Here is a 26,782-nt window from a genome sequence, read left to right as displayed (position 1 = left end):
TATGAATAAAGGTTAAACAATAAGTTCATTGATGATCCTCCTAAGCAAAAGAGTCGGTTATTGCAGTGAGGTAAAGCATAACGCAGGATTTATACTTTTTTAATCTTTTCTTCATATTACTAAGTAATTAGCCCGTATTTCATGTAAATTAATGTAAATTTGCCTGTTTTATTTTTACACGAAGGGATGCAACGATTTGCGAATGAGCTTAGAGCTTTAACACAGTATTTTCTGTTCTGGTTAATTATCTGTTTTATAGATAGATTGATTTTTGTTACTGCTTTTTTTGAGAAAATAGGTTTTTCGAATTTTACGGAGATTTTCAGAATTTATTACCACGGTTTGAACCTGGATTTTTCTGCTGTTTCCTATATATGTGCGCTGCCGTTTCTTGTGTATTGCATGTTAAGTTTTTTCCCAAAACTGAAACCCAAACGGCTGATCCTGGATATCTATACCATTATTGTTCTGGTATTGTTCTTTGTGACAAGCTTTATCAATGTTAACATCTACCGGGAATGGGGTGACAAAATTTCTAAACGTGCCATCGATGCATTTTTTGCCTCACCTTCGGGAGCCGTAGCTTCGGCAGAGTCCACGCCGGTGTTTCTCCCCATCGTTGGGATGTTGATCGGTATATTCTGTGGTTATTTTCTGTACCGCTGGATGTTTAAAAAAGTCTCTTTTTTCAATATCAAATCTCCTGTAGGTAATTTTTTCAAACTGGCGATCGGAGTTTTTGTGCTTTTTACCTTTATCCGCGGTGGATATGGGAGAGCGACACTAAACCCTAGTAAAGCCTATTATTCCGAGGACACGTTTTATAATCATGCAGCGGTTAATACCCAATGGTCTTTTTTACGGGATTTCTTTGCCGAAAGTACCAAACTGAAAAACCCCTATAATTATTACGCGGATCAGAAGGATATTCAGGACAAGCTACGACCCGCCTTTCAAAGCCAACCTGATTCTGCCGTTGAGGTATTGTCAACGTCTCGTCCGAATGTCGTTATTATTATGTTGGAAAGTTTTGTCGGCGATCTCATTCAGTCTCTTGGCGGGGAAAAGGGAATTACGCCACACATGGAAGAATTGATTAAAGGCGGTATTTTGTTTGACCATATTTATTCTGCTGCTGATCGATCCGATAAGGGCATGGTAGCGGTGTTGAGCGGTTTTCCGGCGCAAGGACCCGAGAGTATTATCAAGTATATCGACAAACATGAAAATATGCCTGCCATTGGTCAGGAGTTCGATCATGCCGGCTATGAAACATCATTTTATCATGGTGGTCAGAGCGAGTTTTACAATTTTAAATCGTATATGCTGACGCATGGGATGTCTAGGGTGGTGGATAATGCCAATTTTGGATTGGATGCAGAACGTGCCTCATGGGGTGTATATGACCATGTGGTCTTTAATCAGATGATCAAGGATTTTAAAAAAGAAAAACAACCTTTCTTTTCGACGATCTTTACCTTAATTAATCACGAACCATTTGAGTTAAAACACGGCTATAAATTTGGCAATGCTACCAATGCGGATAAATTCCGAAGTACGGCAAACTATACGGATTCAGCTGTTTTTGATTTTATCAATAAAGCTAAAAAGGAAGCTTGGTATAAAAATACCCTTTTCGTAATTGTGGCTGATCATGGCCATCGCCTTCCTTCAGAAAAATGGGAGCTATTTCACCCCAATCGCTTTCATATTCCGCTGATCTTTTTCGGTGATGTGATCAAACCTGAATATCGTGGGAAAATATTCAATAGAATCGGCAATCAAACGGATTTGGCGACTACCTTATTGACACAACTGAAACTCCCTACAGATCGTTATCATTGGAGCCGGGATCTTTTTAATCCGACGACACCTCAAATAGCGTTCTATAATTCCAAAGATGCCTTTGGAGTGATTACCCCTCAACAGGCTGTTTCTTTTGATAATGTAGGACGGATTATTAATTATAGGTCCAATAAGGAATATCCCGCTGGCAAAACAGACAGCTTATTGAATATCGGCAAAGCGTATTATCAAGACGTATATCGTGAATTTTTAAAATATTAGAGCTATGAAATTAAGAGGAGTATTTGCACCTTATTTTGCTGTCGCAATTCGTTTTATCTTTCTTTTGGTCATCTATGCGTTATTGCGATTGGGGTTTTATGGCGTCAATGCTTCCCTATTTCCTCATGTCGATGCAGGTAAGCTCTTGGTGATGTTTGCGGGTGGTGTACGATTCGACATTGTAGCCCTGCTGTATTTTAATATTCTTTATATTGTGATGCTGACTGTTCCAGGTCCGTTTAAATCGAATAAAATCTATCAAAAAGTTGCAAAATGGATCTTTGTCGTGACCAATTCAATTGGTATAGCGTTAAATCTGATTGATTTTGCCTACTATCCATTTACCCTAAAAAGGACGACAGGAACGGTAATTGACCAATTTTCCAATGAATCCAACCTGATGAAGCTGGCTTTTGATTTCTTTTTGGATTATTGGTATCTCATTATAGTGTTGGTACTGGTGGTGTATGGTTTGATTAAATCGTATAAACTTATTCAAATTGAAAGGACTACGAAATATAGCTGGAAGTCATTTTTGATCCAATTGCCTTTGTTTTTATTGACGGCCTTCCTTTTCATTGGTGGTGTGCGTGGCGGTTGGGCCCATAGTACCCGTCCCATTACATTGAGCAATGCAGGTGATTATGTGGAGACACCGGAAGAAATGAATATTGTGCTGAATACGCCATTCAGTATATTGAAAACTTTAAAGGCTGTCAATCTTAAACCTATCCATTATTATTCCGAACAAGAGCTTGAACAGTTATACAACCCTATTCATGTGCCACAATCAGACAAGCCCTTTGCGAAGAAAAATGTCGTCGTTCTGATTTTGGAGAGTTTTGCAAAAGAACATTTTGGTGAGTTGAATAGAGATATCCAAGGTGGAAAATACAAAGGTTATACGCCTTTTTTGGATTCATTAATCCGCAATGCTTACACATTTACAGATACCTATGCCAATGGCCGTAAATCAATTGATGCTTTACCATCAGTCATTACCGGCATTCCTTCCATAGGTGAGCCTTTTGTGCTTTCGATATATTCTGGAAATGAAACCACAAGCTTAGCGAAGCTTTTAGGGAAAAAGGGATATGAGACGGCTTTTTTTCACGGAGCACCCAATGGCAGCATGGGCTTCTCCGCTTATATGAAACTGGCGGGTATCCAGCATTATTTTGGTAAAAACGAATATAACAATGACGCTGACTTTGATGGTATATGGGGAATCTGGGATGAACCTTTTTTGCAATTTGTAGCGAATAAGATCAACACGTTTCATCAGCCATTTTTCGCTAGTTTCTTCTCTTTATCTTCGCATCACCCATTTAAGGTACCTGAAAAGTATCAGGGGAAATTTCCTAAAGGACCTTTGCCGGTACAGGAACCCATTGGATATACCGATAATGCGCTGCGTGAATTTTTTGCAACAGCATCGAAAATGTCTTGGTATAAGAATACGGTATTTGTTATCTGTGCAGACCATGCTACTGTAAGCTACCTGCCGGAATATCAAACGGCAGCAGGGGGCTTCCAAATTCCTATTATATTTTATGCACCCGGTGATAATCTAGTTGGCAAAGCGGATAAACTGGTACAGCAAATAGATATTATGCCTACTATTTTGAATTATCTGCACTATGATGAGCCTTATTTCGCATTTGGTTCAGATGCTTTCAAACCGGGTAAGGATAATTTTGTGCTTAATAATAACTCAGGAAGCTATAATCTCTACTATAAAGATTATATGATGTCTTATGATGGACTGAAAGTGACATCATTTTATGATCTTAAGAAGGACCGCTTGATGAAACAGGATCTGTTAAAACAACATCCAGCGGTATTGGATACGATGGAGACCAAGATGAAAGCTTTTATCCAGCAATATAACAACCGTATGATCGAAAACAAGCTGACCTATAAAAAATAACAGCCGGTTTTCTACCTGTTCAATTTAGCGCGAATGCTTCTATCGATAATAAACAAAATCAAATCATAGACGAGGTAGATCAGGGGTAAGGTGAAGATGATCAACAGGATAAAACCTCTGGACTTTTCGTCAAAGACTCCATTGACAAGATAGTTGGCCACACTGGACCAAAACCAGATGAAGAAGTAGAAAGAGCTTGGAATGATTAGATTTCCAAGTAGGAGTGCATAGCGGTATCGGCCAGTTTTGTATTTTAGATAAATACAGCGGATATGCAGGCATAGCAGGCATATTGACCCAATCAGGGCGAGCAGCTCGGGATGTACCCAAAGAATCGCTTGTGCTAACATGGAGGTTTTTAAGCCAACTTCAATATGAAAACTCTCTTTCTTTTCTACCTGATCAATTCTCCAGTGAACAATGGAATCTGTCTGTAATTTGGCAGTTCCCAGATCCTGTGTAAGTACATCCATCTTCCCGTCGAGGTGCAGATAGAGTTCAATCGGGCCAAAAGACGACCAGTACCTGGAAGGGAATAGGAGGTAATCAATTTTGTATCTGGTCCGAATATCCCGACGGTCATAGCCCATATAAGCGCTGTATTGAACCTGAATACTGTTATCACCTTTGTGTAGCTTAGCCGTAAAATGAAATGCATCATTCGGCGAAATACGCTTCCATTCATCGCTGTCGTAGCTGATTTCATAATAGCCATCCTTTAAACGTAAAAAAGGAAATTTTGAACCGGGCTGATCCATTTTTTTTCCTTCAATTTCGTTCTGATTAACAAGTATGCGATCTAATCCGTCCATATTTAAAGCGAGAAATACCAGTGGCAATTCGATAGCCTCTTCTGCATGGATGTTATAGACAATGCTGAAGTGACTGCGATAGTCCGAATTATAATCAGCAGTGTCTGCCAAAAGATGAATGTCAATACGCTCATTGGTAACTTTCAGCTTTGCGGCAGGAACAAGCTGTCCTGTTATACTGTGGGGGCTCATTGGATTTGCCATGTTGGCAAACAGTGTCATTACAGCGCGTAGTAGATATACGGTTGTTAGTAGAATTTTATACTTCATTTGCTTGATATTGTCTGCTTAATATCAAGTTTCATATTCGTATGCCGGCCTTTAAATTACAGTGTCGGCTGTATATTAGGATATGCTTGATCTTTAGCAAGATGGAAGTAAAAATTAAAAAGGAGAAATTAAAAAGGCGATTTATATTCGTCTATCTCTGATTCATATTTGTCAAGTATATTGTTTCTATTCCGATGTCAATAAAAACCTTCATGATTTCGCAGGCACCCACAGCAATGAAAGCGAACTGAAGGTTCTTTCTGGCCAATAATAGGACACTCTTTCAAAAAAAAAGACCCATGCCGCAAAGCATAGGTCTTTTATATTTCCAATTTTATTGAGGTTTAAACACCCAACAATAAACGAGCTGGATCTTCCAATAATTGTTTTACACGAACCAAGAAGCTTACTGATTCACGACCATCGATGATGCGGTGATCATAAGAAAGTGCAATATACATCATTGGACGGATCACCACTTGGCCATTTTCAGCAATAGGACGTTGGATGATGTTGTGCATACCCAAGATTGCGGATTGTGGAGCATTGATGATTGGCGTAGACATCATTGATCCGAATACACCACCGTTGGTAATTGTAAATGTACCACCAGTCATCTCGTCAATCGTTAATTTGTTGTCACGCGCTTTAACCGCAAGTGCAGCGATTGCTTTTTCGATTTGTTCCAATGACATTGCATCAGCGTTACGGATAATCGGAACAACTAAACCTTTAGGGGCAGAAACCGCGATTGAAATATCTGCGAAATCAGAATATACAATCTCGTTATCTTCGATACGTGCATTCACGGCAGGCCATTCAGCTAATGCAGTTGTTACAGCTTTTGTAAAGAATGACATGAAGCCAAGACCGATTCCAAATTTCTCTTTAAAGGTATCTTTATATTTAGCACGAAGATCCATGATCGGCTGCATATTGACTTCATTGAATGTTGTCAACATAGCCGTTTCGTTTTTAACGGCAACTAAGCGTTTTGCGATTGTTTTACGTAATGAAGATAATTTCTCACGACGTTCGTTTCTAGAGCCCGCTACCGGAGCAACTGTCGCAGCAGGAGCAGCGGCAGGTTTTGCTGCTGGTGCAGCTGCTTTAGCAACAGGTTGAGCTTTTTCGGCATCTTCTTTTGTGATGCGACCTTCTTTACCTGTTCCTTTTATTGTAGAAGGATCAATTCCTTTTTCTCTTAAGATTTTTGCAGCAGCAGGAGAAGCTGTACCAGCAGCATAGCTATCTGGATCTTCATCTTTTGCAGCGGCAGCCGCAACTGGAGCAGCATTTGACGCTTCTGCAGCAGGGGCAGCAGCTGGAGCTGAACCACCGGCAGGAGCAGCACCTTCTTCAATTGTACAAACAACAGCACCGATTTCTAAAGTATCACCTTCTTGTGCAATGATTCTTAAGATACCCGCTTTTTCAGCTGGTAATTCAAACGTTGCTTTGTCTGATTCCAGTTCGGCGATGTTTTCATCCATCTCCACATAATCGCCATCTTGTTTCAACCATTGTGATAAGGTTACCTCCGTGATTGATTCACCTACGGTTGGTACTTTAATTTCTAAGCTCATATATAATGTTCTTTATTGACAATTGCGTCCTATAGATAAGACGCAATTGATTTTAAATTGTTTTTATTCGAATGATTTATTTAAGATTTCTGCTTGTTGTGCAACGTGTTGTTTCATGTAACCCGTAGCTGTACTTCCACTTTCTTTACGGGCAACAAAACCTGTAAATGCAATCTCAGTACCCATTAGTTTACGGCAGTAGTAAGACCATGCTCCCATGTTCTCATTTTCTTCCTGAACCCAAACAAATTCTTTTGCCTTGTTGTATTTTTTACGGATTGCTTTCAATTGCTCTGTAGGAATTGGGAATAATTGTTCCAATCTCACGATAGCGATATCTTTGCGTTTGTCCGTTTCTTGTTTTTCTAATAAGTCGTAGTAAACTTTACCCGAACAGAATAAGACGCGTTTAACGTCTTTCGCCGCAACATTTGCATCATCAATTACCTCTTGGAAAGCAGCTTCTGTAAAATCTTTCAACGGTGATACCACTTTAGGATGGCGCAACAATGATTTTGGCGTAAATACAACCAATGGTTTACGGAACTCACGTACAAGTTGACGACGCAACAAGTGGAAATAGTTAGCCGGAGTAGTACAGTTTGCTAAGATCATATTCTCATCCGCACATAATTCTAAGAATCTTTCGATACGTGCTGAAGAGTGCTCAGGACCTTGACCTTCCATACCATGAGGAAGCATCATAACTAAACCGTTAGAACGTTTCCATTTTGTCTCTGCACTCGATAAATATTGATCGACGATGATTTGAGCACCGTTATAGAAATCTCCGAATTGAGCTTCCCAGATTGTCAACGAATTTGGATTAGAAGATGCATAACCATATTCAAATCCCAAAACAGCATATTCTGAAAGTAACGAATTGTAGATTGAGAATTTATCGCCACCTTTAATATTGGCTAAAGGAACATATTTCTCTTCCGAATCTTCAAGCGTCAATACCGCATGACGGTGTGAGAATGTACCACGTTGTACATCCTGACCCGAGATACGTACACGGTTACCTTGATCCAATAATGTCGCGTAAGCCATCAATTCGCCCATTGCCCAATCGTATGAATCAGCAGTGATCATTTTGGCACGATCTTCAAATAAACGTGTAATCTTGCGGAAGAATTTTTTGTCCGAAGGTAAGGTTGTGATTTCTTTCGCTAATTTTAAGAATAGATCTTTTGCAACTTTCGTTTTATCCGAAGTTGTTAATACTTCACCTTTTTTAGCAGGACGCAATCCTTCCCATGCACCTTTAAACATCGGGATCTCTTCAGTCAATACCTCAACTGTTTTAGATTCCTCAAATTTAGTTTGCAATTCAGCTTTAAATTCTTTCTCGATATTTTTAGAATACGCCTCGTCAATACTTCCTTCAGTAATTAATTTTTTAGCGTAAACTTCTTTCGGGTTCGGATGTTTTTCGATGATTTTATACAACAATGGTTGTGTGAATTTTGGTTCATCAGCCTCATTGTGTCCAAATCTTCTATAACATAACAGATCGATAAATACGTCTGTTTTATATTTTTGACGGTATTCAACAGCTAAATTAATCGCATAAACTACCGCTTCAGCATCGTCACCGTTCACATGGAACACAGGTGAAGAAGTGATTTTTGCTACGTCTGTACAGTATGTTCCAGAACGCGCATCCTTGTAGTTCGTTGTAAATCCAATCTGGTTGTTGATGACAATATGTACTGTACCGCCAGTTTTGTAACCATCGAGTTTGGACATTTGGGTTACTTCGTAGACTACACCTTGTCCAGCAATTGCTGCGTCACCATGAATGATGATCGGTGCAATTTTAGAAGAATCACCTTCGTATTTGAAATCAATCTTAGAACGAACCATACCTTCAACGATTGGATCTACAGTTTCCAAATGCGAAGGGTTCGGTGCCAAACTTAAATGGACAGATTTGCCATCGTTTGTTTTAACCTCAGATGAAAAGCCCAAGTGGTATTTTACGTCACCACCAAAGTTTACTTCGGGATCATCAGCGTAAGTCTTACCTTCAAATTCAGAGAATACTGATTTGTAAGATTTACCCATGATATTAGTCAATACATTCAGACGGCCACGGTGAGCCATACCGATAACAAATTCCTGGATACCGATTTCTGCACCTTTTTCAATGACTGAATCTAATGCTGGGATTAAACTTTCCGCGCCTTCCAATGAGAAACGTTTTTGACCTAAAAACTTAGTGCCTAAAAAGTTTTCGAATACAACGGCGTGGTTTAATTTGTTTAAAATTCTCTTTTTTGTGTCCAAAGAGAATTTTGGCATGTTACGGTCCGCTTCCATACGGTCCTGTAACCATTTAATTTTTTCTGGGTTACGGATATATTTGAATTCTGCACCAATAGAACGGCAGTAAGTATCCTCCACCAATTGACGGATGTCTTTTAATGTCGCTGGACCTAAACCAACCTCAACACCTGCATTAAAAACGGTGTTCATGTCTGCTTCAGCAAGACCAAACGTTTCTAATTCCTTTCCAGGATAGTATTTACGTCTCTCACGAACAGGGTTAGTGTGTGTGAATAGGTGGCCACGGTCGCGGTAGCCATTGATCATGTTCAGCACATTGATTTCTTTCAATACGTGCTCAGGAGTAGCTTCGCCTACTGAACTTGTTGTTCCACCAGCATTTTGACCGAAATCAAAACCTTCAAAGAATTTTTGCCATCCGAAATCTACCGATTGGGGATCTTGCTTGTACGATTGATATAAGCCATCGACATAAGCCGAATCAGCATTACTCAAATATGTCAGATTGTCCATTTACAATTAAAACTATGAAATTTGTCAAAGTTATGAATAAAAAAAGAGTTTCTAATACTGAAATTGAATAATTTAATCAATAAATCTATCCAATTCTTAACATTTTTAGCATGATTTAAAAAGGGCTTCTAGCGTACTACAAATTTATTTTCTATTGGAATTATTTATTTCTGCCGAAGATTTATTTAACCAGTATTTCCTCCAGTTTTGGAAGTCCATTTGGGAAATGAGTTTTGATCAATTTTTGCCAGTCCAGTGCCTTATTGTCTTTTTCACTTGTCCCAACCCCGGCAATATGAGACCACTGTCCATAAACAGTTGCCGGAGAATAGTCTAATAGATGTTCTTCATACCAGGAGGCGCCACGAAGCCAGTTTACCTGATACTCATGAACTAAATAGCTGGCCGCGATTAGGCGTGCTTGATAGGGGATATAGCCGGTCTTCTGTAATTGGACCATCACACTGTTTATAAAATCATGTTCTGTATGGCCCGATTTCCATTTTTCAAATAATTCCTCATTTCCTTCTAAGGTCGGATGATCCTGATGGGAGCTGTTTTTAGTGCCCTGTGGCTTAAAAAATATATTCGGATATTTTTTAAGCATAAACCTAAAATAATCGCGCCAGAGAAGGATGTCGACAATTTTTTCAAATCGTTTGTCCTTTTTACCTTCACCAAGTTTTTTGATATTGTTATAGAGTAAAATAGGTGACAAGGCACCTGAAGCTATAAAAGGCCCTAGAATCAAGGGGTCCTGGTCCGTTTCCGGATAGGTTGACAATACCGCATGCATAATACTAAGCGCTGTGTCTTCGCCACCGAGAATATAGATGTCATCAACAGATTTGATCTCCTCCTCTGAATAGCCTAAATCTTTTAATGAAGGGATTTTGGTGTCCTCGAGATGGGGAGGGGTAAGGAAATTGGTAGGAAACGGGATTGGTTGCCGAACTAGACTTTCCCGCTCAACTTTTTTCTTGAAAATAGAAAAACCATTGGGTATATCTTTAATAGGGAAAGGGAGGTCTTCTTTGTGGTACAGGGTATGGCCAATGAAATGACGCAAATTTATTTTGCTGCTCCAAAGCTCACTTTCTACTTTTTCCGATATAGAAGTTTCCCGAAGTGCCACTTCGCGGTGGTGATAAACTTCGTTGACTTGGTATTTTTGTGCTATTCTTGGGATAATATCTTCAGGCTTGCCAATATAAGTTAATAAGTCGCTACCATGGCTCTTTAATTTTTCTTTTAAAGCGGTTACGGCTTCGATGACAAAGGCCGCCCGTAAAACACCGGTATTTAAGGTGCCAAATTGATTGCGGTCGAAATATCGGGGATCAAAACAGTATACCGGGATGATAAATGAACTTTTTTCAGAAGCTTGATAAAATACTTCATTGTCATGAAGTCTTAAATCATTTCTAAACCAGATCATTGTAGCCCTTTTGTCCATAGAGGTGAAGATAAATACTTTTTAGTGCAGCCTATTTTCAGAAGATTTACAAATATATAAGGATATTGTGTTCCTGAAAGTATTTATGCGCGAATTGACAAAAAAAGGACAATGACGGTACTTGTTTGAATGGTTTACTATATTTTGGTTAGGAAAAAATAAAAATAGTGTTAAACTTATTTGATGTTTCTCTGTTCTAAAATCAGGGAATTATGATATTTGTAGGTCATTGCCGTTGCTCTTGAGACGATCGGAGTAACAGATTAAAAGCGTAAGAAAAACATGGAAAAGATAGCTGCATCACCAATGAAACCATCCTAGGGATTTTGTTCGTTTAAGAGATTGAAAGGGTAATACATAAATACAGCGTACTAGGAAGAAACGATCTTATTTAATGGCTCACGATCGTGAGAACGGATCATTAAATCGTGATGGTTTCATAGCCATAAAAATAGAGAATACGAATGAAAAAGGTTTTAATCAGCGGGCTAAATACCTATTTGGGACGACGGGCATCCTGTTATTTGCAATCCAGCGATTTTGATGTGACGGGATTAGTGCGCAACTTATCCCTTTTTAATAAAATAGTGAAAGAAAAGGTAACGGCAAAGCTTTTTGAATTGGACCTGCTGCGGAAAGGGGAAGCTTTCGAGCGTTTTCAAATTACTGATCTCAATTTTGGGATTTATTTTACACAAGTTCCCTCGCTTGACAATGATATACAGCTTCAGCTTGAACTTCTCGGCCTGCGCAATTTTGTAGAAATTTGTAAACGTGCCGGCAATAATCGTGTCATCTATGTTGCTCGGTTAATGGATGAACATTTTTTGGAGCCAGTACGTAATCTACTGGAGAACTTACGCGTCCAATATACCATTGTGATTAAAAGTAGCGTGATCGGGAAAGAGAGTGTTTTAAATCGGATATTTGCGAAACTTGCCAAACGGCAGACCATATTTTATTGGAACTGGGTGGCTTCGCTGAAGTTTCGACCGCTGCCTTTGCTCGATGTATACCGCTGGCTGCGGGAAATGCCTTGGGAAAATAATTTTATATCAGAAGTTATTTACCTCGGCGGCAATGAAGAAATGACGTTTAGAGGCTTATTTTACCATTTCCTCAAGTGCACTTCCGAGAGTCAAAAGAGAGAAATAGGCGTCAATAAATTTTTTGCTAAACTCTTGCTGACAAGGTTGAATGATATCAATAAAGAAGATATCGACGAATTTAGAAGAGTACTTTATTATGAGAAAAATGTAGATAATTCAACTTGGCAACGGGTACAGGCATTTGAATTTACTCCTTTGAAATCCTATGTCTGCATGGATACCTAGTGGGCTACTGAAGCCCTTGCTCGATGTGCTTGTTTTTGTTTGAACGTTGCTTTTAGAATGTTTTGGCCATCTTATGTCGGTTGTATCCGATGGTAGGGGAGCAAGATCGAAGATCGCTAAAGGTTTTTTCTTTATATCCTGTTTAATAAATTATTCTGTTAAATTTGTGGATTAACGTGTTGAAGCAGATTTAATATATGGGATACAATAGTTTAGAAGCATGTGTTGCGGATCTTGAAAAACATGGCCATTTAATCCGGATCAAAGAAGAGGTCGATCCGTATCTGGAGATGGCTGCAATTCATATGCGGGTATTTGATGTTGAAGGACCGGCATTGTATTTTGAAAATATCAAAGGTTCGGAGTTTCCCGCTGTATCTAATTTATTTGGAACGCTGGATCGTTCGAAGTTTATGTTTCGGGATTCGCTGGATCACCTGAAGAAATTGGTGGATGTTAAGATGAATCCTGCCGCAGTGCTGAAAAATCCCTTTCAATATATTGGTTCATCGATGACCGCCCTAGGAGCTTTACCCTGGAAAAAAAAGTCGGGGGCTCCCATACTTCACGGAAAAACATCAATTAGTAAACTTCCGCAGATTGTCAACTGGCCAATGGACGGTGGCGCTTTTGTGACGATGCCGCAGGTATATACGGAAGATGTTGCCAAACCTGGTATTATGCAGGCTAATTTGGGGATGTACCGGATTCAGCTTTCCGGTAATGATTATCTGCCCGATCAGGAGATTGGTTTACATTATCAATTACATCGTGGTATCGGGGTCCATCAAACTAAGGCAAACGCGCTCGGTAAACCTTTAAAGGTGAGTATTTTTGTCGGCGGACCTCCAGCCCACCCCTTGTCTGCAGTAATGCCGCTACCGGAAGGACTCTCCGAGATGATCTTTGCCGGGGCATTGGGAAATAGAAGATTTCGCTATTTTTATGATGATGAAGGCTTTTGCATCTCTGCGGATGCAGACTTTGTTATTACAGGTACCGTTTATCCCAACGAAAATAAACCAGAAGGTCCTTTTGGTGACCATATCGGCTATTATAGCTTAACTCATCCGTTTCCGCTGATGAAGGTGCATAATGTGTACCACAAGAAAAATCCAATTTGGTCTTTTACAGTTGTGGGCCGACCACCGCAGGAAGATACTAGTTTTGGAGCTTTAATCCACGAAATTACGGGTGCGGCTATTCCAAAGGAGATTTCAGGTCTCCATGCCGTTAATGCTGTTGATGCGGCTGGTGTACATCCCTTGCTTTTTGCAATAGGGTCTGAACGGTATACGCCTTATCAGCGTGTCGATCGACCGCAGGAAATTTTAACAATAGCCAATCAGATACTGGGTAAAAACCAGCTCAGCCTTGCTAAATATTTGTTTATTTCAGCACATGAAGATAATCCGCAATTGGATATTTATGATATTCCGGCTTTTTTGGGGCATATCCTTGAACGCATAGACCTTACTCGAGATGTTCATTTTCAGACCAACACGACTATTGATACCTTAGATTATTCTGGAGATGGATTAAATGCTGGTTCAAAGGTGGTTTTTGCTGCCGCTGGTTCAAAGAAAAGAACTTTGGGCCGTGAATTGCCAGCCAATTTTGAGCTGCCACGACCTTTTAATCAGGCAAAATTTGTCATACCAGGTGTGATTGCGATAGATGGACAGGTATTCTCCACATACGAGCATGAATCGAAAATTATGGCGGAATGGTGTCGCGCTGCCGCAGCAAGTTCCTGGGAAGGTTTTCCGTTGATTGTTTTATGTGATGATGCTAACTTTACCGCTGCCACTGTCAATAACTTTGTTTGGACAACGTTTACCCGGAGTAACCCTGCGTATGATATTTATGGAATAAATAGTTTTACAGCATTTAAACATTGGGGTTGTGAAGGTCCTCTGATTATTGATGCGCGAACAAAACCCCATCATGCCCCGGCTTTGATTAAAGATGAAGCGGTAGAAAGACGTGTGGATCAGCTTGCTGCGAAGGGAGGCTCGCTGCATGGAGTTATTTAAGAGCGCTTAATGCCTGTTCATTCAGGTTTATGGTTGAGAAATTATATTAGAATAGATTTTAAAAGGTATAACATCAAGATGAATACAGCAGAATTATTGATTAAATCAAAAGGAAGCGAATTACAGTTTCAGGAAGTATTGGCTCATATTGCCGATCATTACAGCTATAGTCCCAGTGCATTTCAGAATGGGACGTTGAAAAATTCGAAAGAAGAAAATCAAGGCAGTGCAAAAGTTTTCTATTTTGCACAGTTGAATGGTCTTTCGCAGGAGGATACTTTGCGCCTTTTTGCCGAGCATTATCAGAATGTACTCGATAATCCTGAGGGAGAGGGACATCAGAACATCCGTCAATTTAGGACAAATGGCTGGGATGGGATCCTGTTTGAGCAAGAGGTATTGGTAAAGAAATAATAGTCCATCTGAAGGGTGGAAGCTCGAGATGAAATAGACGACTTCCTGTAGCGACAGGTTCAATTGAGATCGCCTAAATAGGCAGAAGTCATCGAAAATAGAAAGGGCGGTAAACTGTTGTTACCGCCCTTTTTTTGCCAAATATATTACGGACTGTTTCGCTGGCTTAAGGCTTACTTTCGCAATCTTCTTCTTTATTTCCGCCAAAATAAACCATCCAGCAAATGCCAAATTGATCTTGAAAAGCGCTGTATAGTTCGGCAAAGAATGTTTCGCCGAGCGGCATTTCAACAGCCTTTGCATTGGTACTCAGTGCATCGTATAATGTTTTTGCCTCTGTGGTGCTTTCACACATCAGCATAACATAGCTGTTGTTTCCTTGAATGTATTGTTGACCAAAAGCAGGAATGACATCGGCACCCATCAACATACTGTCTCCATTGATCGAAATTGCTGTATGACAGATTTTGTTTTTTGCTTCGTCTGGAATAGGTGGCATTTGTGGATCAGCGGGGATATCTCCGTAACGCATGTAGCCTGGGTTCTTTGTGTTGAAGACTTTTTCATAAAAATCGAATGCTTCTTCACAGTTTCCGTTGAAATTTAGATAAGCGTGTAATTTTGCCATGATTTCTGATTTTTGAATATAATGATTACTTCTTTTCGTTCTTTTTCTCAATTATTCTTCCCAGGGGACTACAATAAATAGCTTGGGAGTACATTCGTAAAATTAAACTGAAGTTTTCTTAAAAATCTTGCCTTAAGGCAAGATTTAAAAAAGCAGTCCTTTATTCATTAAAAAGGACTAATTTCCATGGACAATTTCCTTTCGAATACGGCTTAGGGAAGTGTCGGTAATACCCAAATAAGATGCGATATGTTTTAAAGGGGCTTGCTGTATCAATATTGGTTTTTCCTTAATCAGGCGTAGATAACGGGCGGTAGCAGGTTCTGTAATCATGGCAATAGCTCTATTTTTACTGTGAACAAGTTCTTTAGCCATCCAGGAACGGCCCCATTCCCTAAATTCAGGTATCTGATGAAAGAGTTCCTGGAAATCTTCAAATTTTATTTTCCAGAGACGGGTTTCCGTGAGCGCCTGTATATTTTCCACCGTTGGATTGCGTTGAAAAAAAGAAGCCACTTCAATGACAACGTCATTGTCACTACAGAAGCCGATGGTAACTTCATTGCCTTCATAATCATGTAAAAAGGAGCGTGTAAGTCCGTACTCAATCAAGTAGTAAGCATTTGAAACCTGCCCTTTGGTCAATATAAAATCGCCCTTTTTGACGGTTATGGCTTCGTGTTTCTCCGTGATGGCCGTTAATTCCTGTGGTGTGAGCGCAAGCTCACTATAGAAGGTTCTAATTAGATCCATGTCCTGGTTATTTGATTATGACGTCAATTTAACGATAAATCCGCAGATCAATTGTTAATCTATTGTGTGATAATTGTAAACAAATAAGTGTTTCGTTGATAATTTTGTTTGTTTGTGAAGTTATTTTTAATAAAAACACAATAAAAATTAAAAAACATTATGAATTTAGTTTTTAATTGTTTTACTTTGTGTCAATAACATAATGTAAAAACGAAATATTTAAAATTTTCATAATATGTGTGGAATTATTGGCGCTTTTGAATTAAAGCAACCTGCAAGCTCATTGAGATCTCAAGTATTAGAAATGTCAAAACGTATTCGTCACCGTGGTCCTGATTGGTCGGGTATATTCACTGGTGAGAAAGCTTTGTTGGCACACGAGAGATTAGCTATCGTTGATCCCAAATCGGGAAGTCAACCTTTGTACAGTCCGGATGGTAAAGTTGTACTAGCAGTTAATGGCGAGATCTATAACCACCATGAATTAAGAAATAGCCTTCCTGATTATGAGTTTTCTACACAAAGTGACTCTGAAGTTGTTTTGGCTTTATATTTAGCAAAAGGTCCCTCATTTGTGGATGAATTAAATGGTATTTTTGGATTTGCACTATATGATTCGCGTGATGATTCTTTTTTTGTTGCACGTGACCATATGGGTATTATCCCTTTATATTACGGTGAAGATGAACAGGGACAGTTGTTTGTTGCATCTGAATTAAAATCACTGGAAGGTTTCTGTACGACGATTGAACAATTTCCTCCGGGACATTACTTGTATAGCAAAGCGGGGAAAACTCCGCAGCGCTGGTACCAACGTGATTGGGAAAGTTACGATGTCGTAAAAGACAACGAGACCGATATCGCCGTTTTACGCAAAGCTTTGGAAGATGCGGTACATCGTCAATTGATGTCAGATGTACCTTACGGTGTACTGCTGTCCGGTGGATTGGATTCATCCGTTATTGCCGCAGTAACGAAGAAATTTGCATCTAAACGCATTGAGAGTGACGATAAAGAAGATGCTTGGTATCCTCAATTGCATTCATTTGCGGTGGGACTGAAGGGTGCACCGGATCTAATTGCAGCGCAAAAAGCTGCAGATCATATCGGAACGATACACCACGAGATCAACTTTACAATCCAAGAAGGATTAGATGCTATTCGTGATGTGATCTATCACCTGGAAACTTATGACGTCACAACGGTACGTGCTTCTACACCAATGTATTTATTAGCTCGTGTAATCAAATCAATGGGCATCAAAATGGTATTGTCGGGTGAAGGTTCAGACGAGCTTTTTGGTGGGTATCTTTATTTTCATAAAGCACCTAATGCACAGGAATTTCATGAAGAAACTGTACGCAAGCTGAAAAAGCTCTATCTGTACGATTGTCTGCGGGCAAATAAATCACTTGCGGCCTGGGGAGTAGAAGGACGTGTACCTTTTTTGGATAAAGAATTTATGGATATTGCCATGCGCATCAATCCTTCCGATAAAATGATTCGTGAAGGAAGAATGGAGAAATGGGTTGTACGTAAGGCATTTGAAGACTACTTGCCGGAGAGCATCGCATGGCGCCAGAAAGAGCAATTTTCTGATGGTGTAGGCTATAGCTGGATCGATACCTTGAAAGAGCAGGCTGAAAATAAAGTTTCTGATCAGGAATTTGCAGAGGCTTCAACGCGCTTCCCGATAAATACACCGAAAAATAAGGAAGAGTTTTTATATCGGACAATTTTCGAGTCCCATTTTCCTTCAACAGCGGCGGCACAAACTGTTCCTTCGGTAAAATCTGTCGCATGCAGTACACCGGAGGCCTTGGCTTGGGATGCTTCTTTCCAGAATCTGAATGATCCATCTGGAAGAGCTGTAGCTTCAGTCCACCAAGAGAGCTACGAGAAATCCAAAGTGGAAGCAGTGTAACTAATCAACCCTCATATCTATATTTAGTAAAGCCTGGAAAGATTCTTTTCAGGCTTTTTTATGTTCTCTTTTTAATTAAATAAGGGGATATTATTTAATTGATTAAAAATGAATGTGTTTTTTTAAATATTCTTTAGTAATTTTCGGAAAAACCAATCACAGGAAACGTTGAGTTTCTGAATTAGCTATAGGTGAACAAAATAGGAACGTGAATGTACAATTCAATATATTCCAGATGATCGTGTTCGCTGGTTAACAATTAATTATAAATAATGATATAAAGATGAAGATAGATTCAATGAAATACCATGGAATGAAATCTTTGGGGCTGGCACTTCTATTATTGAGCGCTCCAACTATTTTTGCGCAAAATAAAGACGCGATGGTTTCGTCAATTGTGCAGGAGGCAAATGCAAATTCACAATTGGAGAAGTATGCGTTTGAGCTTGTCGATATGATTGGCCCCCGTCTTGTCGGGAGTCCACAAATGCAACAGGCGCACGATTGGGTTGTCAAAAATTATAATGCGCTTGGAGCACAGGCTCGTAATGAGCCTTATGGTGAATGGCGTTCCTGGGAACGGGGGACTTCTCAAGTGACGATGACCTATCCGAGAATAAAGTCTTTAGAAGGTACACAGTTGGCTTTTAGTCCTATGACGAAGGAGAAAGGGATCGAGGCGGAAGTGGTCGCTATGCCCTTGTTTAGCTCCCAATCTGATTTTCAGTCCTGGCTAAAATCAGTTAAAGGCAAGATTGTATTGATTGGGATGAATCCACTGTCGGGAAGATCTGATGCCAACTGGAAGGAGTCTGCTTCCCCGAAAGGTTATGAAAAATATCAAACCTTAAAGAATGATCAGTTGAAAAAATGGGAAGGCAGCATGTCCTACACGGGAAGCACCCGTCGGACATTGCCATTGGCCCTGGAGAATGCTGGAGCCGTTGGTGTTATTGATTCCTACTGGACGGAGCTGCCAGGCATCACACGGATTTTTGATGCGAAGTCTAAACAGATTCCGGTATTTAATGTCGGATTGGAAGATTATGGTCTGTTATACCGCATGGCAGAACATGGGGTTAAACCTCGGGTATCGCTACAGGGAAATTCAAAAGAGCTTGGGACATCAAAAACCTATAATAGTATTGCGGAGATCAAAGGAAAAGAAAAACCGAACGAATATGTTGTGCTTTCGGCACATCTGGATTCTTGGGACGGCGCTTCGGGTGCGACAGACAATGCTACCGGGGTGATTACAATGATGGAGGCAGTCCGTATTTTAAGAAAGGTTTATCCCGAAAATAAAAGAACGATTTTGGTCGGTAACTGGGGTAGTGAGGAACAGGGGCTGAACGGTTCTTCTGCATTTGTCGAGGACCATCCCGAGATCGCTAAAAATATACAGGTGGTATGGAATCAGGATAACGGGACGGGGCGAATTGTCCGTATCGGGGGGAGTGGTTTTGAAAAGTCCTACGAATACATTAGCCGCTGGGTGCAATATTTGCCTGAAGAGTTCCGTAATGAAATCCAAACCAGTTTTCCGGGCATGCCGGGGACGGGAGGGAGTGATCACTCTTCTTTCGTTCAAAAAGGAATTCCAGCCTTTGGGCTCTCTTCCACTTCCTGGGATTATGGTAAAGTGACCTGGCATACCAATCGCGATACCTACGATAAGATTGTGTTTGATGAGGTGAAACAAAATGCCATTATCGTTGCGATTTTAACTTACCTAGCCTGTGAAGAACCAACTTTGGTCTCCCGGGAAAAGATCATATTGCCAATCGATAAAGATGGCAAGCAGACGGTATGGCCAACAAATCTACAGTCAAAAAGAACAAGTGGTAATTGATGATGAAACAGCTCATTTTTGTTTGTCTATTTTTGGTATGCGTCCTATTCTCTTATGGACAGGCTTCATTTGCTAATTTGGAAAACTACAGAACCGAGTGGTTGATCCTTCGTGAAAATAATAAGTCCTTGGTGGGGATCCGTAGTTTCACGAAAAATGCTGTAAAATATTATTTAACGGTAGATCCTACTACATTGCAAACGCGTGTAGTAGGAGATCGATCAGTAAGCGTTCTGTACAAAGATGCGGCTCAGGTTACGAAAAGTCTAAGTGGTTCGGTATATGAAAGTTGTTTTTCCTTGGTCAGAAAAACTGAAAATAACTTACAGGATGCGGGACTGAACTTTAGACTTCCCAAAGAGGCTGGTATTAATTTGACGATCGATCTATGTCCTTCACACAAACCTTTGGACAAAGCTATTTTTGAGGATCTTCTCGTTGCGTTTAAGGGAATTGATAGCACCCTGCCATTGGCCGTTTCTGTTTCGGGCAAATGGATGCTAAATCATGCTGCAGATCTGAAATGGCTAAAGTCATTGGATACAAAAGGTGTAAAGATTACCTGGATCAATCATACGTACGACCATGTTTTTAATAATAACCCTTTAACGTCCAATTTTCTGCTGTCTAAAAATACGAATCTAAATTATGAGGTATTGGAGAATGAAAAATTGATGCTAAAGAATGGGCTTATGCCTTCCGTTTTTTTTCGTTGTCCGGGCTTAGTTTCAGATCGAAATATTATTGAACGGCTGTTGTCTTATGGTCTTATTGCAGTTGGCTCGGATGCATGGTTGGCTAAAGGACAGCAAGCCAAGAACGGAAGTATTGTTCTGATTCATGGTAATGGGAATGAAGAACTCGGTGTGCAGGATTTTATCCAATTGCTTCGGACAGAATCTCAGTCAATAAAAACAAAACATTGGACATTATATAGTTTATCTGAAGGTTTGGATGAGGAGCCGCATTAACTATTGAACAACTTGTTTTTAAGGATCGCCTTTCCTTTGCGTAGCTGGATAGCGTGGTAGATACTTGGGATGTCGTTAGACCAGTTTTTGAGCGTGAGGATAATAGCAATAATTTCCAAACGTGTAAGAAGGCCTAACCAGACCGTTAATTGAAATAAGATTGTTGATTGGCAATGTAGCAGTAATTCGACTAAAAGGGCGAATAAAAACAGCGTCCAGATCTTCGCTCCAATGGAGTGTGTTGCAATTTCCTTTTTAAATTTTGCAAAGCTAATGATGTAGGTTAATACCTCTGATCCTACCAGGATCAAAATCAATGCAGCATTATCCTTAAAAAATTCGGGACAGCTCAGGTAAGTTACCAGTGAAATACAGGCAAAAAACAGGAGATCAACACTGGAGTCCCATCGGCGTAACAGCGTGGTAGAAACAGCTAGCCTACGGGCAATAATGCCGTCAAATATGTCGCTTAATAATCCGATTACAAGAAATGAAATTGCATACCATTTAAAATGATCCACTTTGAGCCAGTAAAAGAGCAACAGCAGCAGGCCTAAGGCAAGGCGCAGTATAATGAGTGTAAAAGGAATGTTCTTTTTCAAAGCCTGCGGATAATCGGTTAAAGTGTTGTCATTAAAGATACGTATTGTACATTATAAAACAAAAAAGGCATCTTTCATATTGAAAGGTGCCTTTTTTATTTTTCTAGCTTGCCTGAGTTTTAAGATGGATTTTTGAGGTGTTGATTAAAGTAGTCCGCAATTTTTTCGTACATATGAATACGGTCTTTCCCCATCACATTGTGTTCATGAGTCGGGTATAGAAAATAATCTACTTGCTTTCCGGCTTTAATACAGGCTTCTAAAAACTCCATGCTGTTTTGTTGTACAACGACAGGGTCTTGGGCGCCATGAATAATCAATAGTCTTCCTTTCAGTTGATCGGCTTTAGTGAGCAGAGATGTCAATTTATAACCTTCGGGATTTTCTTGTGGAGTGTCCATGTAGCGTTCGCCATACATAACCTCATAAAATTTCCAGTCGATTACAGGGCCTCCGGCTACAGCAGCCTTGAAAATATCGTTATGATGTAGCATGAAGGAAGTCGTCATAAAACCACCGAAGCTCCACCCGAAAATACCCATGCGTTGTTGGTCAACAAAAGATTTTGATTTAAGGAACTCAATTCCTTTCATCTGGTCGGCCATTTCGTTTTGACCGAGGTTGCGATGCGTGGCCGTATAGAAATCCCGACCTCTGTAATTTGTGCCGCGATTGTCCATGGTGAACACGATATATCCTTGTTGGGCCATATACATATCAAAATAACCAGCCCCTCCTAGCCATTTGTTAGAAACAAGCTGCGAATGTGATCCGCCGTATAAATAGTACATGACGGGGTATTTTTTTGCAGGATCAAAATCGTTGGGATAAATGATACGTCCTGTCAATGGGTATTTTCCATCTGCAGATGTCAACTGTACAAATTCGATTTTAGGATCATTTATTTTTCCGGCAAAAGGGTTCTCTGCATTGACTAATGTTGTTTCTTTAGCAGATTTAACGTCTTTGATCTGAATTTTATTTGGTGTCTTTAAATTACTATACTGATCGTAGATGTACTTGCCATCGCTGCTTAGCGCAGCATGGTGCATGCCCGATTCATTCGTTAGTTGAACTGTTTTCCCAGATTTTAGATCGACTTCAAATAATTGGCGATCTAAACCGTTGTTGGTTACTCCTGTATAACTTACTTTGTTGCCATCAGCCGAAAAGTCAAGGAATGCTTCCATGACAATATCTTTATAGCCTAATTTTTTGATCAAATTACCTTCCGTGTTATAGAGGTAAAGTTGATTATAGCCATCTTTATCGGATTGATAAAGGAATTGATCCGGTTTGTTTGGTAAAAATGTCAATGGGTTTTCTGGCTCAACCCAGGTTGTCGCAGTTTCTTCGAACAGGGTTTTGACCAAGGAGCCGTTTTCTGCATTGTATTTGTTGACTTTAAGATCATTTTGCCCACGGTTAAGTACTCCGACGTAGATGTATTTACCAGAAGGATCCCAAGTGACCATGGTTAAATATTGCTCTGAATGCTCGCCGGTTTGAAGGGTTACCTTTTGCCCTGTGGTGGTATTGTAAACGATCAAAGAAACTTCTTCTGATTTTTGGCCTGTCATGGGGTACTTGATCCATTTGATATCTGCAATTTTGGGACTCCATTGCGGCAACGGATAATTGGCAACCATCGTCTCGTCTTTGTGGTAGTACAGCAGTTTGTCATTTTGATTGTTCCACCACATTCCTTTCTTGATGCCAAATTCTTGACGGTGGGTATAATCGCTTCCATTGACAATCCCTTTGTCTATATCGTTGGTTACAGCGGTAATTTTGCCGTTTTTGTCAACAATTGCGATGTTGTTGTCTACTAAATAGGCGATTTTTGAAAAATCCGAACTGACCTCGCGATTAGCTCCCTTGTTGTCATTACCGATAAAACTTTCAATATTTTTTGATTTAATGTTGTAAGCTACCGTATAGGTTTTATCTTTTCCTTCAACTTGTAGTAATAGTGCATTTCCGTCGCGCCATTTGTAGTCGTAAGGAAATACGCGCAAACTAAATGTTTCGTTCGGGATAGCTGTTTTTAGTGCTTTTTCGAGATCTGTTTTAGATACGAGATTTGTTTCGCTCCAGTTATTGGAAGCGCTTTTGGATAATAGGTTCTGGTACGATTTATCGAGATAGGAGAGGTTGTTTGATTTTGGGATCCACGATGCTCCGGCTATCGATGTTGGGGCATAAGTTCGGGGGCCAAATACTGTTTCTTCTAAATTGAGGTTACGTTGTGCATAGCTGCTGATGGAGCTTGCCAACAAGAAGAATAGCGCAATTCTTTTCATTAAACTGTAATATTGTGTGAATGTTTATACTCAACGGCATAAGTGAGCCCATTCCAGTGGTTATTTGCGTGTCATTAATCCACTCACATAAGGCTTCTAAGTCTATTGCGGTAAGAAATTAATGGCGCAAGGAGCTCATTACATTCCGTTTGTTTTTAAATTTTATAGGGCTAAATTAGGGAAATAGCCCTATAAAACCTAATACAGAATTGTTGCTTTTCTAACTAAAATTGTTTGCTGCAAACCTATAGTTTACGTAACCAGATGTTTCTGAACTGGACCAAATCACCGTGATCCTGCAGTATAATTGGGCCTGGGCCATGGCTTATCTGCTTAGGTAGTCCTATATATTCTGTGGTACCGTCGATTTGGGTATTGTTTTGTACAACGACTCCATTATGTAAGACTGTTACTGTTCCTTTAGCGGTCAATATTCCATCTTTACTGAATTGAGGAGCCTTATAAATAATATCATATACATGCCATTTGTCCGGTGCAATTACCTGCGCCAATGGTGGACGTTGTTTATACAGACTACCCGCTCCACCATTGACATAGGTTGGGTTGTTATTGTTGTCTAATACCTGAATTTCATAATGCCCCTGTAGGAAAATTCCACTATTGCCGCGTCCTTGGCCTTCACCTTTGATTACTTCGGGGCTTTTCCATTCAACATGCAGTTGAAAATCGGTAAAATGTTCGTTAGTCTCAATGGCTCCGGCTCCAGGTTTTACTTCGAGCACGTTGTTGGCTACAGTCCAATTGGCTTTTCCTTTTTCACTTTTCCACTTACTGAGATCCTTCCCGTCAAAAAGGACAATTGCATCGCTGGGAATACCATGATCGATTGTTAATGTAGGGGGGACAGGACTATAATATTCCGTGTCACTGGCTTTCATATTGGTTTGGGCCTGCAGTGCTGTGGCACTAAATAAGAGCGTTGTTGCTAGTGCTGATGATAAAAAAAAGTTCATCTGTTCGGTTTTTGGTATGGCTAAATATACAAATAATCCCATTTGTATGGAACAATTTCCTTAGGTTTGTACATGGCAACCATTTTACAAACAGTATCGTTGAAAGAAGCCCGATTCTATGCACCAATAGGTTACTATGAAGAAGAACAGGTGCTTGGCAATGAGTTTTTTGTTTCTATTGATGTATGTTTTCCCTTTTTGAATACGGAGACAGAGAACTTAAAAAATACGCTCAATTACGAAGAACTCTATCAGATTACCGCTAGCGTTATGCAGCCTAAACGAAAATTGCTCGAATCTGCAGCTTCAGAAATACTAGATCAGATTAGGCTGCGGGTGGCCGATGCTGTGACGATCGAAGTGGTGATACGTAAATCGAACCCTCCCTTTGGTGGAGATCTTTCCTGCTCCCAAGTTAGCCTTAAATATTTCAAGGATTAAATTGAAACTGGATCAGCGATATGCTGGCTGAAAGATTTAGTTTTGCCAACTGTTATCTGATAGTCTTAAATTAACATTATGAATATTTACGATCTTGTAATTGCCGATAAAGAAAGGATAGCTTTAGAAGATGTCTTCTTGGAAGAGGAGAGCCGTCAGAAGCTCCATCAGCTGATTAAAGAGCATCGTTATATTAAAGAGCTTTCGCAATATGGTCTGCCGGTTAGCAATAAGATTTTACTGCACGGTTATTCTGGTTGCGGAAAAACAACAACGGCGAAAGCCTTGGCCACAGCGCTCGAAAAACCAATTTATGTGTTGAATCTGAGCAACCTCATTTCTTCTCGTATTGGTGAAACCTCGCAGCACATTAAACAGGTCTTTGATAAAGCTGGGCGTGAAAAAGCTGTTCTGTTTTTAGATGAATTCGATCAGATAGGAAAGGCACGGATTAGTGAAGAAAAGGATGTGGGTGAAATGCGTCGTCTCGTGAATACCATTATACAGCTGATCGATTATTTTCCTGCTGAAGCGGTATTGATCGCAGCAACCAACCATCCCGAAATATTGGATACAGCCATTATCCGGCGGTTTCAGCTTCGTTTGGCTTTTGAGCTGCCGACAATGGTGCAGTTGGATGCTTATTATGATAAATTATTTACGCCATTTCCGCATTATGCTGATGTCGTACCTCGACGCTATGGGATCTCCTATGCGGAGGCCAAGGACTATATTTACGATGCCGTCAAATTCTTATTGATTGCTACATTGGAACAAAATCAACCTTAATGATTTTTTTGAACGCTCCGCTTGAGATACTTAATAAAAAAAATAACACCTTCTGATAAACTGTTTTTCTCTTCTACGTGAGTCTGTTAGTTGAACGCTCCGCTTCAGATGCTTAATAAAAAAATAACACCTTCTGATAAACTGTTTTGTCTCCTATACGTTAGTCTGTATATGGGGATAATTTAGGATAGGGCGGGGTGTCGATGACAGATTGATCGCTAAGTCGCTAACAATAATTTGTAAATGAGTCAAAATGGCATTTGTTTTCACTTTAAAATGACATTTTGTCTTTTGAAAGCTGCTGGTACGCAAATTGAATAATTCTCTTCAAATAGTTAGAACAAAAAAGCTTAACAATAAAACAAAAAATTAGGAGGACAAAAAATGGCATTAATTAAATTCCCTACAAAAAGTTTAAACACTGATGCAGTAAATCCATTTGTAAACACTGTATTTGACAATTTATTCAATGATAACTTCATCTCAGATCGTTTGGTATCCCGTGTGCCGGCGGTCAATATATCGGAATCCGAAAAATCATTTAAAGTTGAAATGGCAGCGCCCGGATTGGATAAATCTGATTTTAAGATCAATGTAGATAAAAATCTAATTACGATTTCAGCTGAGAAAAAAGAGGAAAGTATTAGTGAAGAAAAATTATACAGCAAAAAAGAATTCAATTACTCTTCGTTCTCAAGATCATTTACATTGCCAGAGACCGTAGATTACAGCAATATCGAGGCTGCCTATGAAGGTGGGATATTAATTTTGACTGTTGGCAAGAAAGAAGATGCAATCATTGCAAAACGTTTGATTGAAGTTAAATAATTCAGCA

20 protein-coding genes are annotated in these 26,782 nt (G+C 39.8%); 11 read left to right on the top strand and 9 right to left on the bottom strand.

The genetic code is table 11. From position 1 onward, the window contains the following. Positions 1 to 402: 402 nt before the first annotated feature. Complete coding sequence (locus ACHWSC_RS09050; protein WP_394676518.1) at positions 403 to 2,067, top strand: LTA synthase family protein; 1,665 nt, start codon at positions 403 to 405, stop codon at positions 2,065 to 2,067. Positions 2,068 to 2,071: 4 nt separating this feature from the next. Next, on the top strand, positions 2,072 to 3,997 hold the full coding sequence (locus ACHWSC_RS09045) for an LTA synthase family protein (RefSeq protein ID WP_394676517.1): 1,926 nt from the start codon (positions 2,072 to 2,074) through the stop codon (positions 3,995 to 3,997). Positions 3,998 to 4,008: 11 nt separating this feature from the next. Here the strand turns inward: ACHWSC_RS09045 and ACHWSC_RS09040 are convergent, their stop codons facing one another. The 4 genes from ACHWSC_RS09040 to ACHWSC_RS09025 form a co-directional block, all read right to left on the bottom strand. Continuing rightward, on the bottom strand, positions 4,009 to 5,079 hold the full coding sequence (locus ACHWSC_RS09040) for a hypothetical protein (protein ID WP_394676516.1): 1,071 nt from the start codon (positions 5,077 to 5,079) through the stop codon (positions 4,009 to 4,011). Between the two features lie 344 nt (positions 5,080 to 5,423). After that, entirely contained in the window at positions 5,424 to 6,665 is a 1,242-nt protein-coding gene (gene odhB / locus ACHWSC_RS09035; protein WP_070562935.1) for a 2-oxoglutarate dehydrogenase complex dihydrolipoyllysine-residue succinyltransferase, read from the bottom strand. Between the two features lie 63 nt (positions 6,666 to 6,728). After that, positions 6,729 to 9,470, bottom strand: a complete 2,742-nt coding sequence (locus ACHWSC_RS09030; RefSeq protein ID WP_070562932.1) for a 2-oxoglutarate dehydrogenase E1 component — start codon at positions 9,468 to 9,470, stop codon at positions 6,729 to 6,731. Between the two features lie 181 nt (positions 9,471 to 9,651). Then, entirely contained in the window at positions 9,652 to 10,908 is a 1,257-nt protein-coding gene (locus ACHWSC_RS09025) for a deoxyribodipyrimidine photo-lyase (RefSeq protein WP_232475611.1), read from the bottom strand. A 482-nt stretch (positions 10,909 to 11,390) separates the two neighbouring features. Here ACHWSC_RS09025 and ACHWSC_RS09020 point away from each other — a divergent pair, with 482 nt between their 5' ends. The 3 genes from ACHWSC_RS09020 (at position 11,391) to ACHWSC_RS09010 (ending at position 14,710) form a co-directional block, all read left to right on the top strand. Further along, the gene (locus ACHWSC_RS09020) at positions 11,391 to 12,260 is read left to right on the top strand and encodes an NAD(P)-dependent oxidoreductase (protein ID WP_075994099.1); all 870 of its coding nucleotides are present in this window, start codon (positions 11,391 to 11,393) and stop codon (positions 12,258 to 12,260) included. 197 nt (positions 12,261 to 12,457) lie between these two features. Further along, the gene (locus tag ACHWSC_RS09015; protein ID WP_394676515.1) at positions 12,458 to 14,296 is read left to right on the top strand and encodes a UbiD family decarboxylase; all 1,839 of its coding nucleotides are present in this window, start codon (positions 12,458 to 12,460) and stop codon (positions 14,294 to 14,296) included. A 78-nt stretch (positions 14,297 to 14,374) separates the two neighbouring features. Next, positions 14,375 to 14,710: a HopJ type III effector protein gene (locus tag ACHWSC_RS09010; protein ID WP_075994097.1), complete on the top strand. Its 336-nt coding sequence runs from the start codon at positions 14,375 to 14,377 to the stop codon at positions 14,708 to 14,710. A 166-nt stretch (positions 14,711 to 14,876) separates the two neighbouring features. Here ACHWSC_RS09010 and ACHWSC_RS09005 read toward each other — a convergent pair whose 3' ends face one another. Both ACHWSC_RS09005 and ACHWSC_RS09000 read right to left on the bottom strand, forming a co-directional pair. After that, positions 14,877 to 15,338, bottom strand: coding sequence for a VOC family protein (locus ACHWSC_RS09005; RefSeq protein ID WP_394676514.1), 462 nt, complete (start codon positions 15,336 to 15,338; stop codon positions 14,877 to 14,879). 177 nt (positions 15,339 to 15,515) lie between these two features. Next, complete coding sequence (locus ACHWSC_RS09000) at positions 15,516 to 16,091, bottom strand: Crp/Fnr family transcriptional regulator (RefSeq protein WP_120333275.1); 576 nt, start codon at positions 16,089 to 16,091, stop codon at positions 15,516 to 15,518. 235 nt (positions 16,092 to 16,326) lie between these two features. Between ACHWSC_RS09000 and asnB the strand changes: the two genes are divergently transcribed. The 3 genes from asnB (at position 16,327) to ACHWSC_RS08985 (ending at position 20,838) form a co-directional block, all read left to right on the top strand. Continuing rightward, positions 16,327 to 18,015, top strand: a complete 1,689-nt coding sequence (gene asnB / locus ACHWSC_RS08995; RefSeq protein WP_201667269.1) for an asparagine synthase B — start codon at positions 16,327 to 16,329, stop codon at positions 18,013 to 18,015. A 283-nt stretch (positions 18,016 to 18,298) separates the two neighbouring features. Then, the gene (locus ACHWSC_RS08990) at positions 18,299 to 19,867 is read left to right on the top strand and encodes a M20/M25/M40 family metallo-hydrolase (protein ID WP_394676513.1); all 1,569 of its coding nucleotides are present in this window, start codon (positions 18,299 to 18,301) and stop codon (positions 19,865 to 19,867) included. After that, positions 19,867 to 20,838 carry a polysaccharide deacetylase gene (locus ACHWSC_RS08985; RefSeq protein WP_394676512.1) on the top strand — a complete coding sequence of 324 codons (972 nt, stop codon included), beginning with the start codon at positions 19,867 to 19,869 and terminating at the stop codon, positions 20,836 to 20,838. The genes ACHWSC_RS08990 and ACHWSC_RS08985 overlap by 1 nt, the downstream gene beginning before the upstream one ends. Here the strand turns inward: ACHWSC_RS08985 and ACHWSC_RS08980 are convergent. The 3 genes from ACHWSC_RS08980 to ACHWSC_RS08970 form a co-directional block, all read right to left on the bottom strand. Further along, the gene (locus ACHWSC_RS08980) at positions 20,835 to 21,440 is read right to left on the bottom strand and encodes a CDP-alcohol phosphatidyltransferase family protein (RefSeq protein ID WP_394676511.1); all 606 of its coding nucleotides are present in this window, start codon (positions 21,438 to 21,440) and stop codon (positions 20,835 to 20,837) included. The genes ACHWSC_RS08985 and ACHWSC_RS08980 overlap by 4 nt on opposite strands. Before the next feature lie 119 nt (positions 21,441 to 21,559). Then, positions 21,560 to 23,743 (bottom strand): DPP IV N-terminal domain-containing protein, encoded by a 2,184-nt coding sequence (locus ACHWSC_RS08975; protein ID WP_120333280.1) that lies wholly within the window; start codon positions 23,741 to 23,743, stop codon positions 21,560 to 21,562. A 245-nt stretch (positions 23,744 to 23,988) separates the two neighbouring features. Beyond that, a complete protein-coding gene (locus ACHWSC_RS08970; RefSeq protein WP_394676510.1) occupies positions 23,989 to 24,717 on the bottom strand; it encodes a DUF1080 domain-containing protein in 729 nt (242 codons plus the stop codon). A gap of 72 nt (positions 24,718 to 24,789) precedes the next feature. Between ACHWSC_RS08970 and ACHWSC_RS08965 the strand changes: the two genes are divergently transcribed. The 3 genes from ACHWSC_RS08965 to ACHWSC_RS08955 all read left to right on the top strand — a co-directional run bounded on the left by ACHWSC_RS08965 (position 24,790) and on the right by ACHWSC_RS08955 (position 26,775). Further along, entirely contained in the window at positions 24,790 to 25,158 is a 369-nt protein-coding gene (locus ACHWSC_RS08965; RefSeq protein WP_120333281.1) for a dihydroneopterin aldolase, read from the top strand. A 78-nt stretch (positions 25,159 to 25,236) separates the two neighbouring features. Beyond that, on the top strand, positions 25,237 to 25,947 hold the full coding sequence (locus ACHWSC_RS08960) for an AAA family ATPase (protein ID WP_120333282.1): 711 nt from the start codon (positions 25,237 to 25,239) through the stop codon (positions 25,945 to 25,947). Between the two features lie 384 nt (positions 25,948 to 26,331). Beyond that, complete coding sequence (locus ACHWSC_RS08955) at positions 26,332 to 26,775, top strand: Hsp20/alpha crystallin family protein (protein ID WP_394676509.1); 444 nt, start codon at positions 26,332 to 26,334, stop codon at positions 26,773 to 26,775. The last annotated feature ends 7 nt before the right edge of the window (positions 26,776 to 26,782 follow it).

The sequence above is a fragment of the uncultured Sphingobacterium sp. genome, assembly GCF_964277905.1.
Lineage (GTDB): Bacteria > Bacteroidota > Bacteroidia > Sphingobacteriales > Sphingobacteriaceae > Sphingobacterium > Sphingobacterium siyangense.
This window is presented reverse-complemented; position numbering and strand designations above follow the sequence as displayed.